This is a genomic window from Shinella sp. R2-11, assembly GCF_055330205.1.
The window spans coordinates 24,085-36,309 of sequence record NZ_JBVAPC010000009.1 but is presented as its reverse complement, the minus strand read 5'-3'; the positions used below and the strand labels follow the sequence as shown (position 1 = coordinate 36,309).

Annotated in this window: 15 protein-coding genes; 9 read left to right on the top strand and 6 right to left on the bottom strand. The window is 66.8% G+C overall.

Annotated features, from left to right (window positions below; all coding sequences use genetic code 11):
- Nucleotides 1-153: 153 nt before the first annotated feature.
- Together ACZ1A1_RS20585 and ACZ1A1_RS20580 are read right to left on the bottom strand one after the other, a co-directional pair.
- Nucleotides 154-807 (bottom strand): response regulator, encoded by a 654-nt coding sequence (locus ACZ1A1_RS20585; RefSeq protein ID WP_463621390.1) that lies wholly within the window; start codon nucleotides 805-807, stop codon nucleotides 154-156.
- A gap of 58 nt (nucleotides 808-865) precedes the next feature.
- A complete protein-coding gene (locus ACZ1A1_RS20580; RefSeq protein ID WP_463621389.1) occupies nucleotides 866-1,291 on the bottom strand; it encodes a hypothetical protein in 426 nt (141 codons plus the stop codon).
- 38 nt (nucleotides 1,292-1,329) lie between these two features.
- On the opposite strand from ACZ1A1_RS20580, the gene ACZ1A1_RS20575 reads away from it, so the two are divergent.
- From ACZ1A1_RS20575 to ACZ1A1_RS20565, 3 genes are all read left to right on the top strand, one after another.
- Nucleotides 1,330-1,746, top strand: a complete 417-nt coding sequence (locus ACZ1A1_RS20575) for a DUF952 domain-containing protein (protein ID WP_463621388.1) — start codon at nucleotides 1,330-1,332, stop codon at nucleotides 1,744-1,746.
- Nucleotides 1,746-2,831, top strand: coding sequence for a quinone-dependent dihydroorotate dehydrogenase (locus ACZ1A1_RS20570; RefSeq protein WP_463621387.1), 1,086 nt, complete (start codon nucleotides 1,746-1,748; stop codon nucleotides 2,829-2,831). The genes ACZ1A1_RS20575 and ACZ1A1_RS20570 overlap by 1 nt, the downstream gene beginning before the upstream one ends.
- A 138-nt stretch (nucleotides 2,832-2,969) precedes the next feature.
- Complete coding sequence (locus tag ACZ1A1_RS20565) at nucleotides 2,970-3,329, top strand: DUF2934 domain-containing protein (RefSeq protein ID WP_463621386.1); 360 nt, start codon at nucleotides 2,970-2,972, stop codon at nucleotides 3,327-3,329.
- Between the two features lie 22 nt (nucleotides 3,330-3,351).
- Here the strand turns inward: ACZ1A1_RS20565 and ACZ1A1_RS20560 are convergent, their stop codons facing one another.
- The 3 genes from ACZ1A1_RS20560 to ACZ1A1_RS20550 all read right to left on the bottom strand — a co-directional run bounded on the left by ACZ1A1_RS20560 (nucleotide 3,352) and on the right by ACZ1A1_RS20550 (nucleotide 5,620).
- On the bottom strand, nucleotides 3,352-4,698 hold the full coding sequence (locus tag ACZ1A1_RS20560) for an MATE family efflux transporter (protein WP_463621385.1): 1,347 nt from the start codon (nucleotides 4,696-4,698) through the stop codon (nucleotides 3,352-3,354).
- A 170-nt stretch (nucleotides 4,699-4,868) separates the two neighbouring features.
- Nucleotides 4,869-5,351 carry a CAP domain-containing protein gene (locus ACZ1A1_RS20555; protein WP_463621384.1) on the bottom strand — a complete coding sequence of 161 codons (483 nt, stop codon included), beginning with the start codon at nucleotides 5,349-5,351 and terminating at the stop codon, nucleotides 4,869-4,871.
- A 2-nt stretch (nucleotides 5,352-5,353) separates the two neighbouring features.
- Complete coding sequence (locus ACZ1A1_RS20550) at nucleotides 5,354-5,620, bottom strand: DUF6460 domain-containing protein (RefSeq protein ID WP_463621383.1); 267 nt, start codon at nucleotides 5,618-5,620, stop codon at nucleotides 5,354-5,356.
- A gap of 145 nt (nucleotides 5,621-5,765) precedes the next feature.
- On the opposite strand from ACZ1A1_RS20550, the gene ACZ1A1_RS20545 reads away from it, so the two are divergent.
- The 5 genes from ACZ1A1_RS20545 to pdeM all read left to right on the top strand — a co-directional run bounded on the left by ACZ1A1_RS20545 (nucleotide 5,766) and on the right by pdeM (nucleotide 10,995).
- Entirely contained in the window at nucleotides 5,766-6,719 is a 954-nt protein-coding gene (locus ACZ1A1_RS20545) for a methyltransferase domain-containing protein (RefSeq protein ID WP_463621382.1), read from the top strand.
- A 19-nt stretch (nucleotides 6,720-6,738) separates the two neighbouring features.
- Entirely contained in the window at nucleotides 6,739-7,368 is a 630-nt protein-coding gene (locus ACZ1A1_RS20540) for a YitT family protein (protein WP_415214976.1), read from the top strand.
- A 40-nt stretch (nucleotides 7,369-7,408) separates the two neighbouring features.
- Complete coding sequence (locus ACZ1A1_RS20535; protein ID WP_463621381.1) at nucleotides 7,409-7,657, top strand: hypothetical protein; 249 nt, start codon at nucleotides 7,409-7,411, stop codon at nucleotides 7,655-7,657.
- Between the two features lie 70 nt (nucleotides 7,658-7,727).
- Nucleotides 7,728-10,253: a ligase-associated DNA damage response DEXH box helicase gene (locus ACZ1A1_RS20530; protein WP_463621379.1), complete on the top strand. Its 2,526-nt coding sequence runs from the start codon at nucleotides 7,728-7,730 to the stop codon at nucleotides 10,251-10,253.
- A 16-nt stretch (nucleotides 10,254-10,269) separates the two neighbouring features.
- Nucleotides 10,270-10,995: a ligase-associated DNA damage response endonuclease PdeM gene (pdeM, locus tag ACZ1A1_RS20525; protein WP_463621377.1), complete on the top strand. Its 726-nt coding sequence runs from the start codon at nucleotides 10,270-10,272 to the stop codon at nucleotides 10,993-10,995.
- Here the strand turns inward: pdeM and ACZ1A1_RS20520 are convergent.
- Nucleotides 10,985-11,545, bottom strand: a complete 561-nt coding sequence (locus ACZ1A1_RS20520) for a dihydrofolate reductase family protein (RefSeq protein ID WP_463621376.1) — start codon at nucleotides 11,543-11,545, stop codon at nucleotides 10,985-10,987. The genes pdeM and ACZ1A1_RS20520 overlap by 11 nt on opposite strands.
- 112 nt (nucleotides 11,546-11,657) lie before the next feature.
- On the opposite strand from ACZ1A1_RS20520, the gene ACZ1A1_RS20515 reads away from it, so the two are divergent.
- A complete protein-coding gene (locus ACZ1A1_RS20515; protein ID WP_463621375.1) occupies nucleotides 11,658-12,161 on the top strand; it encodes a winged helix-turn-helix transcriptional regulator in 504 nt (167 codons plus the stop codon).
- The last annotated feature ends 64 nt before the right edge of the window (nucleotides 12,162-12,225 follow it).

Sequence of the window (12,225 nt, the reverse complement as noted above, 5' to 3'; positions counted from 1 at the left end):
CAATGGAGCGACGATATCGCTGCCAAATCGTCAAATCCATCTCGCCGTCCCTATCGCCTCCATGAAATGTTTTCATGAGAGGCCTCGGAGTACGGCTCTCCAACGTCTCATTGCCGCCGGCTAATCAGACCGATCACATAACTCTGTACAAATTCACGCCGCCGCCTGCGCCGCGCCGATCTTGCCGAGCTGGATGACCGCCTGGGTGCGGCTGTCGACATTGAGCTTGAGGAGGATTGCCGAGACATGGGCCTTGATGGTCGCCTCGGAGACGCCGAGCTCGTAGGCGATCTGCTTGTTGAGCAGTCCCTCGGCCAGCATGGCGAGCACGCGCGACTGCTGCGGGGTGAGCGTGCGCAGCCGGGCGATGAGGTCGGCCACCTCGCTGTCCTGCTCGGGCCCGCGCACATAGAAGCCGGGCGTATAGATATTGCCCTCCAGCACCGAGCTTATCCCCTCGCGGATATCCTCGATGGAGGCGGACTTGGAGATGAAGCCGGAGGCGCCGAGATCGAGCGCGCGGCGGATGGTGGCCGCGTCGTCGCTCGCCGAGACGATGACGACCGGAAGGCTCTGGAACTCGGCCCGCAGCGAAATGAGGCCGGAAAGGCCGCTGACACCCGGCATGGCGAGGTCGAGCAGCATGAGGTCGGCGCCCGGATTGGCGGCGGCCGCCTTGCGCGCCGCCTCGAAATCGCCTGCCTCGACGATGTCCGGACCGCCCGCCATTCCGGTCAGCGCCTGTTTCAACGCGCCGCGGAACAGCGGATGGTCATCCGCGATGATGATCGTGAGTGCCGATGCCATGCGCTCCCTCCCAGGAATGTGACGGGCGCAGCACGGTTCTGCCGGCGCAGGAAGCCCGTCAGGTCTTCTGCGGCACCGCCTTGCCGGGAGCGGCTTCCTCCTCGCCGTCCTCCAGGTTCTTCACGATGCCCATGAACCTTTGCATCATCTTTTCCATGATGCTCATGGTCCGGTCAATCTCTTCGTCCGACGGGAGCGAGGGTTTTGCAGCCGTCAGGCCGCTCGCGGCACCCTTTTCGAGCGCTTCGACGCGCTTCGTGAGGAGATCGAGTTCCTTTTCGAAAGCCGCGCGCTCGTCCGCCGCCATGCGGCAGACGATCTGGCCCTCCTGCTCGCGGCAGAGGGAAATCTCGCCGGAAACCGTGTCGAGCCGCACCAGGCCGGCCTCGGTCTTCTCCATGCGGTAGCGACCCTCGCCCTCGGCATGGGCGGAGCCTGCCAGAAGGAGAGCGGCGAAGGTCAGGGGCAGAGCAGAGATTTGCATGCAAAATCCTCCAAGAGCCGGTTTGCGGCCTGTCGCCGGTGGACATTCGCCGTTCTTTGCGGCAAGCGCTACCGTCAAACGCGGCAGCCAATGGAGGAACGGACGAGATGGCGAAAACAATCTACAAGATCGTTCCGGCAAGTCTGTGGCAAGATGCGAAGGATGCCGGGATTTTCAAGGGCGCGGCCATCGACCTTGCGGACGGCTATATCCATTTCTCCACCGCGGCTCAGGCGAAGGAGACCGCCGCCCGCCATTTCGTGGGGCAGAGCGACCTTCTCCTTGTCGCCATCGATGGCGATGCGCTCGGCGAAAATCTCGTCTTCGAACCCTCGCGCGGCGGCGATCTCTTCCCGCATCTTTATGCCGACCTGCCGCTTTCCGCCGTGCTCTGGGAAAAGCCCCTGCCGCTCGGCTGCGACGGCGCCCACCAGTTTCCGGAGATGTCCCTCTGATGTCGTTTCTCTCGAGCCTCGGCCGCAAGGGCCTCTTCCTCTTCGATCCCGAAACCGCGCACGGCCTTTCCATCGCCGCGCTGAAGGCCGGCGTCGTGCCCGCCTGCCCGGTGAAGGCCGATCCGCGCCTGGCGCAGACCGTCGCCGGCATCGCCTTCCCCAATCCGCTCGGCATGGCCGCCGGCTATGACAAGAATGCCGAGGTGCCGGAGGCGCTGCTGCGCCTCGGCTTCGGCTTCACCGAGGTCGGCACCGTCACGCCGCGCCCGCAGGCTGGCAATCCCAAGCCGCGCATCTTCCGCCTCATCGAAGACGATGCCGTCATCAACCGCCTCGGCTTCAACAATGAAGGCCATGCCGCCGCGCTCGGACGCCTCGGGGCCTGCCGGCGCGATGCGCTGATCGGCGTCAATATCGGTGCCAACAAGGACAGCGAGGACCGCATCGCCGATTACGTGGCCGGCATCCGTACCTTCTACGACGTCGCGCGTTATTTCACCGCCAACATCTCCTCGCCCAACACGCCGGGCCTGCGCGACCTGCAGGCGAAGGAAAGCCTGCATGCGCTGCTATCGGCCGTGCTCGCCGCCCGCGCCGAGGAAGAGACCCGCAGCGGCCGCCCGGCGCCGGTCTTCTTGAAGATCGCGCCCGATCTCACCGAGGAAGGCCTCGACGACATCGCCGAGGTGGCGCTCGCCCATCCGCTCGACGGCCTCATCGTCTCCAACACGACGCTGTCACGCGAAGGGCTGCGCGACACCCGCCATGCGGGCGAGGCGGGCGGGCTTTCCGGAAGGCCGCTCTTCGAGAAATCGACCGTGGTGCTTGCCAAGATGCGCCGGCGCGTCGGCGAGAGCCTGCCGATCATCGGCGTCGGCGGCGTCTCCTCGCCGGAGACGGCGGCGGAGAAGATCCGCGCCGGGGCGAACCTCGTGCAGCTCTATTCCTGCATGGTCTATGCCGGCCCGACGCTGCCGGGCGAGATCGTGAACGGCCTCTCGCGCATTTGTGATCGCGAGCAGATCGCCTCCATCTCAGCGCTTTGCGGCACGCGCACGGCCCATTGGGCCGATCGTCCCCTCTGATCGTCACACGGGAACCAAACTTTCCCGCTAGGGGTTTCCTCCTTGCGGGTGGAGTGTTCGGCAGAAGCCGGTTCGCACCGCGGTAGCCTGCACCAATCCCGCCCGAAACGGCCGAAAAGGCCAGGAAGGGACGATACGATGAACGATCACGACGAACGTATCAGGCAAAGGGTCCACGCGATCTGGGAGGCGGAAGGCCGCCCGGAGGGCCGCGAATATTCGCACTGGCTGCGCGCCCGGGCGGAGATAGCGGAGGAGGATGGCGAGGCCGTCCCCCATGCCAGGAGCGGCCTCATCCTGCGCCCCGACCTTCATCCGAAGGAAAGGCTCGACCGGGCGGCCAGGGCCGATATCGCCCGCAACGCGCTCCCGCCCGGCACCGTGCCGGAAAACCCGACGGCGGAAAATCCCGACCGCATCACCCACCTGAAATCCGCCCGCGTCACAAAACCCCTCGACGCGCGCGACATGGACGCCCAGCTAGACCAGCTCCTGTGACGGCCCGGTCCGCTGAAAGGCCTCAAGCGAATTGCCGCCCCGCCAGCCCCGGCAGGCGGAGCGCCAGGAAAATCCCCCGAAACGCCAGGAACAGGTTGAGCGCGAGCCAGAGCCCGTGATTGCCGAGGAGCGGCACGAAGAGGGCGAGCGCCGCGAGATAGCCGACGAAGGCGACCAGCATCATGTTGCGCATGGCCGAGGACCAGGTCGCGCCGATATAGACCCCGTCCATCTGGAAGGCGAGCGCGCCGGTGATCGCCGTCAGCGCCGCCCAGGGCAGGTATTTCACGGCCTCCGCCTGCACGCTTTCCGTGGTCGTCAGGAAGCCGATCACATTCGTTCCGAAGAGAAGGAAGAGCAGCGTCGTCACGATGCCGAGGCCGAAGGACCAGAGGAACGTGAGCCGGACGGCGCGGTCGAAGGCCGGACGGAAATTCGCGCCGAAGGCCCGGCCGACGAGCTGCTCGGCCGCATTGGCGATGCCGTCGAGATAATAGCCGGCGACGAGGAAGATGTTCATCAGCACCGCATTGGCCGCCAGCACCAGCGGGCCCATGGAGGAGCCGATGCGCGTCATGATGGCGAAGGCGCCGATCAGCACGAAGGTGCGGATCATGATGTCGCGGTTGAGCGAAAACAGCGCCTTCATGCGCGCGCGGGCGAAGATCTCCGCCCTTGCCGGGCGCTGCGCCCGGTCGAAACGGGTGACGACGATGAGGAGGCCGGCGAGCATGCCGACCGTCTCGCCGGTGAAGGTGCCCCAGGCGATGCCGGCGACGCCCCAGCCGAGCCCGAGGCCGAGGGTGATCGACAGCACGATGTTGATGCCGTTGATGATCGCCTGCAGGGCGAGCCCCGTCATGCCCTGCCCACGCCCCAGCACGAAGCCGAGCAGCGCATAATTGGCGAGCGCCATGGGCGCGGCGAGCACGCGGATGGTGAAATAGGTCGAGGTCACCTCGGCGACGGCCGGCGACGGCGCCATCAGGAAGAGGCCGGCGGAGAGCAGGAGCGGCGAAAGCAGCGCGATCGCCAGGCCGCAACAGAGCGCGATGGTGAGCGAGCGCCAGTAGACCGCCTGCTCCTCGCGCCGGTCGCCGCGCCCGAAGGCCTGGGCGACGAGCCCGGTGGTGGAAGCGCGCAGGAAATTGAAGCTGCCGAGCAGGAGATCGAAGAGCACCGAGCCGACCGCCATGCCGGCCAGCGCATCGGCCGAACCGAGCCGGCCGGCGACCGCCGTGTCGGTGAGGCCGAGCAGCGGCGTCGTCAGGAAGCCGAGCGTCATGGGAATGGCGATGGACAGCACCAGCCGGTGCGTCACCTCGAAGGGGCCGGCCCCTTCGTTTTCCTCTATCGTCGCTGCGCTCATGTTTCCGTCCCCCGCTGCCCTTGCAGCCCCTCATCCGCCTGCCGGCACCTTCTCCCCGCGAGCGGGGAGAAGGACGTAAACCGCACCGTTTTCCTCACCCCTCGCCCCATGCACAACATGCTCCCTCTCCCCGCTTGCGGGGAGAGGACTGGGGTGAGGGGCAATCCCGCTCAGTTCGAGAGCACCATCGCCCAGTAGCGCCGGTTGCCGGACGCCGGATTGGAGACGACCGCGACGCCGAGGCCGCGATAGTTGCCCAGCATGTTGGCAAGGTGCTTGGGCGACTGGCGCCAGGCCTCGAAGGCCTCCGCCGCGCCCGCCTGCCCGGCGGCGATGTTCTCGGCGGCCGGAAGCGCCACGTCCATGCCCTTCATGCGCTTGCCGAAATTCGCGCCGAGGCCGATATTGTGCTCCATCCGGCCGGCGGCCGCCATGCGGCTTGCCTGGTCCATGGCGGCGCGCTGCGCCGCGCCGTCGGCGGCAAGCGCCGGCAGGCCGCGCGTGGCGCGCAGCTTGTTGACGAAGGCGAGCGAGGCGGCGGTCTGGTCGCTGCCGGTGCCGGCGGAAGGCGCCGGGGGGCGGGTGGTGCAGCCGGCGGCAAGCGCGGCGACGGCCGCCCCGGAGGCGGCAAGGAAGTGTCTGCGGGAGATCATGATCAGCGGCGGTAGCTCAAGAGACGGATGACGATGAAGACGGGGACGACGATGGCGGCGCCGAGCAGCAGGTAGTCGCCGAGGCGGCCCAGCGTCTTGAAGCCGGTGTTCCACAGGTCGATGATGAAATCGCGCGCGGCGATGAGGATGTCATGCGGATAGAGCCCGAAGATCGACATCAGGAAGCCCACGGCCACCGACAGGATCAGCAGCTTGACGATCACGCGGACCGGTGTGTCGCCGAGAAAGCCGTTCACGCCATTCGACATCGGTTGATTCTCCAAAAATTCGTGTCCATTCCAGATAAGCCGTCACCGCTCCCGCGGCAAGCAAGCGGGCTTCATGAGAAATCGCTTGCCTTTTATAACGGCCCTGCCATGTAGCTCAGCCAGCTTTCCCGCATCAAAGGTGCCCATGACGAGCCCGCATTTCTCCTCCGGCGATCTCATCGCCGACCGCCGCGCCGACTATGCCCGCATGTTCGCGGAATCCGGCGAGTTCGCGGAGGCTGCGGAACTCATGGAACAGGCGCTCGAACAGGTGCCGCTCTGGGCCGCCGGGTGGTTCCGGCTCGCCGAATATGCCGAGAAATCGGGCCGGAAGGAGGCGGCGACCGCCGCGCTCGAAAAGGTCGTCGCGCTCGACCCTTCCGACATCTTCGGCGCGAGCCTCAAGCTCGCCGTGCTCGGCGCCGCCGAACCGCCCGCCGCGCCCCCGACGCCCTATGTCGAGCGCCTCTTCGACGACTATGCCGACCGCTTCGACACCGCGCTCGTCGAAAAGCTCGACTATACCGTTCCCCAGACGCTCGCCCGGCTGGTGCTGAAGCATGCGGGCACGGACAGCGAATTCGGCCTCGTCTGCGACATCGGCTGCGGCACCGGCCTTTTCGGCGTGGAATTCCGCACCCATGCCGGCCGGCTGGAGGGCTTCGACCTTTCCGCCGGCATGCTCGCCAAGGCGGAGGAAAAGGCCGTCTACGACCGTCTCGCCCAGGCCGACCTTTCGCTTCCCGCCGAAGAAAGCGGCCTTTTCGCGGACGGGCCGGAGGCGCGCGCCGATCTCGTCAGCGCCGCGGACGTGCTGATGTATCTCGGCGACCTTGCCGAGGTCTTCCCGAGCGTGGCGCGCCTTGCGCGGCCGGGCGGGCTCTTCGCCTTTTCCGTCGAGGACGGCGGGACGGGCGATGCGCCGCTGCTGCGCCCTTCCCTGCGCTATGCCCATCCGGAAGCCTTCATCCGCCGGCGGCTGGCCGAAAGCGGGTTCAACCTTCTCGCGCTCGAAAGAAGCGTGATCCGCCGGGATGCCGGCCAGCCGGTGCATGGCCTGCTCTTCCTCGCCCGTCGCCACGGCCAGGCCGGCACCTGAGAACCATCGGAGATCGGCCATGGACAAGCGGCGTTTCGGCTTCTGGAATCCCACACCCACCCGCCATACATTGCTGGAGGATGCGCAGGGCCTCTTCGCCAGCAGCATGATCGCCGCGCTCGGCCTTGCCCTGATGGGCAGCGCCGGCCTCGTCGCCAGCGGCACCGCCGGCGTCGCCTTCATCCTGCATTATCTCACGGGCGTCAGCTTCGGCCTCTACTATACCGTCGTGAACATCCCGTTCTACATCCTCGCCCTCAAGCGCCTCGGCCGGGCCTTCACCCTCAAGACCGTCGCCGCCGTCGCCCTCACCTCGCTCATCACCGAGTTGCAGCCGCATTTCCTCAGCATCGACAGCATCGATCCGATGTGGACGGCGGTGCTGGCCGGCATCCTGCTCGGCTTCGGCCTGCTCGGCCTCTACCGCCACCGCGCCAGCCTCGGCGGCATCGGCGTGCTCGCGGTCTATCTGCAGGAGCGCTTCGGCTGGCCCGCCGGCCTCGTCCAGCTCGCCTTCGACCTCGTCGTGCTGGCCGCCGCCTTCGCCGTCGCCGCACCCTTCATCGTGCTCTGCTCGGTGGTCGGCGCCGTGGTGCTGAACCTCTTCCTCACCGTCAACCACCGCGCCGACCGCTATATCGCCATGTAGGGGCGTTGGCCGGGGCGGGAAATCCCGGTATTGCGGAGGCATGAAGACCCTTGGCCGCCTTGTCCTCTCCGCCATCCTGGCGATCCTCGCCAGCCTGATCGTCGCGGGGCTGTTTCTGCCCGTCTACGGCATCGTCGAAGGCGGCCCGCACGATTGCCTTCCTGACGGGGTCGGGACATGCCTTTCCGAAATTCCCCTCAGCGCGCTCCTCTACGGGCCGTTGTTTTCCATCGCGGGCCTGCTGGTCCTGACGCCCGTCTTCATGACGATCCTCTCCTGGCGCGACTGACCGCTTAGGCGGCAGGCTGTTTTTTCGGTCCACGGCTTCACATTCACGCGCCGCTCACTAGCTTAGGGCGGTGAGCACCGCCGATTCCACCGCCAGCCCCTCCCTCCTTACCAAACCCTTCGCCGACTGGTTCGCGGCCAAGGGCTGGCAGCCGCGTGCCCACCAGATGGAGCTCCTGGCGCGTGCCACGGCGGGGGAGAGCCTGCTGCTGATCGCGCCCACCGGCGCCGGCAAGACGCTGGCCGGCTTCCTGCCGGCGCTGACGGACCTTGCTCAGCGCGGCAAAATCCCGCCCGGCTCCGCCTTCACCGGCATCCACACGCTCTATATCTCGCCGCTGAAGGCGCTTGCCGTCGATATCGAGCGCAACCTGATGAAGCCCGTCTCGGAAATGGGCCTGTCGATCACCATCGAGACGCGCACCGGCGACACGCCGCAGGCCAAGCGCCAGCGCCAGCGCCTCAACCCGCCGGACATCCTGCTGACGACGCCGGAACAGGTCGCCCTCCTCATCGCCAACGGCGAGGCCCCGCGCTTCTTCAAGGACCTGAAATACGTCATCTTCGACGAGTTGCACTCGCTCGTCACCTCCAAGCGCGGGCACCTCCTCTCGCTCGGCCTCGCGCGCCTGCGCCGGCTTGCGCCGGACCTCAGCACCATCGGCCTTTCGGCCACCGTCGCCGAGCCGATGGACCTTCGCCGCTGGCTGGTCGCGCAGTCGCCGGACGCGGAGAACCATGCCGGGCTCGTCACAGCGCCGGGCGGTGCGAAGCCGATCATCACCATCCTCAAAAGCGAGGAGCGGGTGCCGTGGTCGGGCCATCAGGCGAAATATGCGATGCCCGAGGTCTATGCGGCGATCAAGGCGCACAGGACGTCGCTGCTCTTCGTCAACACGCGCAGCCAGGCGGAAATCCTCTTCCAGGAACTGTGGAACATCAACGAGGACACGCTGCCGATCGCCCTGCACCACGGCTCGCTCGATGTCGGCCAGCGGCGCAAGGTGGAGCAGGCCATGGCGGAGAACCGCCTGCGCGCCGTCGTCGCCACCTCGACGCTCGACCTCGGCATCGACTGGGGCGATGTCGATCTCGTCATCCATGTCGGCGCGCCGAAGGGCGCCTCGCGGCTCGCCCAGCGCATCGGCCGCGCCAACCACCGCATGGACGAGCCGAGCCGCGCCATCCTCGTGCCGGCCAACCGGTTCGAGGTGATGGAGTGCCAGGCGGCGCTCGACGCCAACTATCTCGGCGCGCAGGACACGCCCCCCGTCGGCGAGGGCACGCTCGACGTGCTCGCCCAGCACGTCCTCGGCATGGCCTGCGCCGCGCCCTTCGACGAGGACGCGCTCTTTGCCGAGATCACCACCGCCTCGCCCTATATCGGCCTTTCGCGCGAAAAGTTCGGGCGGATCGTGCAGTTCGTCGCCACCGGCGGCTATGCGCTGAAGACCTACGAGCGCTATGCCCGCATCCGCAAGACCGTCGACGGCCTCTGGCGCGTCTCCAATCCGGGGGTCGCCCAGCAATACCGCCTGAACCTCGGCACCATCGTCGAGATGCCGATGCTGAACGTGCGCATGGTCAGGCGCGGCGCGAAGGGGGCGGTCGGACGCGGCGGGGCCTCGCTCGGCAAGGTGGAGGAATATTTTCTCGAAATGCTCTCGCCCGGCGATACCTTCCTGTTCTCCGGCAAGGTGCTGCGCTTCGAGGGCATCCGCGAGAACGAATGTCTCGTTTCCCAGGCCTTCTCGCTCGATCCGAAGGTGCCGGCCTATGCGGGCGGCAAGTTCCCGCTCTCCACCTATCTCGCCGACCAGGTGCGCGGCATGCTGGACGATCCGCACCGCTGGGGCGAACTGCCCGAGCAGGTGCGCGACTGGCTCGCCCTCCAGCGCGACGTCTCCGCCCTGCCGAAACGCGACGAGCTCCTCATCGAGACCTTTCCGCGCGGCAGCCGGCATTACATGGTCGCCTATCCCTTCGAGGGACGGCTGGCGCACCAGACGCTCGGCATGCTGCTGACGCGCCGGCTGGAGCGCGCGGGGCGGCGGCCGCTCGGCTTCGTCGCCACCGACTATTCGCTGGCGATCTGGGCGCTCGACGACCTCGGCCATGCCTTCGCCGTCGAGCGGCCGTCGCTCGAAAACCTCTTCGACGAGGACATGCTGGGCGACGATCTGGAAGCCTGGCTCGACGAAAGCTTCATGCTGAAGCGCACCTTCCGCAATTGCGCCGTGATCGCGGGGCTGATCGAGCAGCGCCATCCGGGCAAGGAAAAGACCGGGCGGCAGGTCACGGTTTCCGCCGACCTCATCTACGACGTGCTCAGGAGCCACGAGCCGGACCACATCCTGCTCGAAGCCACGCGCGCCGATGCGGCGGCGGGGCTTTTGGATATTCAGCGATTGGGCGATATGCTTGCCCGAATCAAGGGCCACATCGCCCACCGGCGGCTCGACCGCATCTCGCCGCTCGCCGTGCCGATCATGCTGGAGATCGGCAGGGAGACGGTGGCGGGCGAGGCGCAGGATTTTCTGCTGGCGGAAGCCGCCGAGGACCTGATCGCCGAGGCGATGGGCGAGGCCAATATCTAGGGACTGAACGACGCGCATGCAAAGACTGGCGCTGGCATCGATGGATATTCAGGATTTCGGCGCGGTCTCGGCCCGCACCGTCGTCGCCGGCGTCGAGGCGGTGTGCGATCCGCTCGGCGCGCTTTACCTACCGGAAACGCGCCTCCTCGTCGTCTCGGACCTGCATCTGGAGAAAGGCGCGGCATTCGCCCGCCGCGGCATGATGCTGCCGCCCTACGATACGCTGGCGACGCTGAAGGTGCTGGAGGCTGTCATCACCCGGCACGACCCCGCCATCGTCGTCAGCCTCGGCGACAATTTCCACGACCGCGTCGGCTCGGCCCATCTGCCGGAGATTTTTCGCGCGAAGATTTCGGACCTTGCGCGCGGGCGCGAATGGATCTGGATCAATGGCAACCACGATCCGGACGGCACCGTGGACCTACCCGGCCAATCGGCCGACGAACTCCACTATGCCGGCCTTGCCTTCCGCCACGAGCCCTCGCTCCTCTCCCCGGCCGGCGAGATCGCTGGGCACCTGCACCCGGCCGCCACCGTCATCCGCCGCGAGAAGGCGGTGCGCCGCCCGTGCTTTGCGACCGACGGCAGGCGCCTTTTGATGCCCGCCTTCGGCATCATGACCGGCGGCCTCGACCTGCGTCACAAGGCGATGACCGGCCTCTTCGACCGGCAGAGCCTCGTCGCCCACATGCTCGGCCGCGACCGCATCTATTCGGTGCGGTTTACCAATCTCAGAGGCTGACGCCTTCCGGCGCATAGCGCGTAAGGATCGTGCCGTTGGAAAGCGGCCTTGCCTCGACGAGATCGAAGTCGCGCCGCGCATCGCCCTTGAAGAAGGGCGTGCCCTTGCCGAGCTGCACCGGCACGATGCCCAGCATCACCTCGTCGACCAGCCCCGCTTCAAGCAGTGAATCCGCCAGCTCGGCGCTGCCGAAGACATAGATCGGCTTGTCCAGCGCCTGCTTGCGGCGGGAGAGCTCGCCGACGATATCGGCCGTCACCTCGGTATTGTTCCACTCGGAGGACGCGAGGGTGCGCGAGGCGACGAGCTTCGGCAGGGCGTTCATGAAGGTCTTCACCTCGCCCTCGTCCTCCGTCGTCGTCCAGTAGGCCTTCATGCCCTCATAGGTGACGCGGCCAAAGACGAGGAGGCCCGCAGATGCGCCGAACTCCATGCTGAGCGCTTCCAGTTCCGGCCCCCAGGCCTTGCCGTGGAAGCCGAGGTCCCATTTCGTCCCGCCCTCGAAGAAGCCGTCGAGCGTCACGAGATTCCAGATGATCAGCCTTGCCATGGTCCTGTCCTCCGTTGCGGCCGTGCCGCTGCGCTAAACCGATTGCGAATTGCAACTGGTTGATGGATAGAGAAACCGATTTTACTATGCAAGCAGTTTTTGGAGAGACTGCATGAAGGATACCCGCCGCTCCGGCTGCCCGATCAATCTTACACTGGAAATCCTCGGGGATCGCTGGAGCCTGATCGTGCTGCGGGACATGATGTTCGGCAACCGCCGGCATTTCCGCGAGCTTCTGACGAAATCGGAGGAAGGCATCGCCTCGAACATCCTGGCGGACCGCCTTCGCCGGCTGGTAGAGGAGGGACTGATCAGCAAGGCGGACGATCCGAGCCACAAGCAGAAGGCGCTCTACAGCCTCACCGAGATGGGCATCGCGCTCGTGCCGGTCTTCGCCATGATGGGCGCCTGGGGCCGGCGCTTCCTGCCGGTGACGGAGGAACTGTCCATCCGCGCCGAGCTTCTGGAAGAGGGTGGGCCGGCGATGTGGGAGGCCTTCATGGAGGAACTGCGTGCCATCCATCTCGGCAGCCCGCCGCCCGCCCGCTCGGTCTTCAACGAATTGCGCGTGGCCTATGAGGCGACCGTGGCGAGGCGGGCCACAACCGGCACTTGACGAAAGCCGCACGGTTGATTTCCATCAAGGCACGGCCCGAAGCCGGGCCTACTCTGGGTAAAAA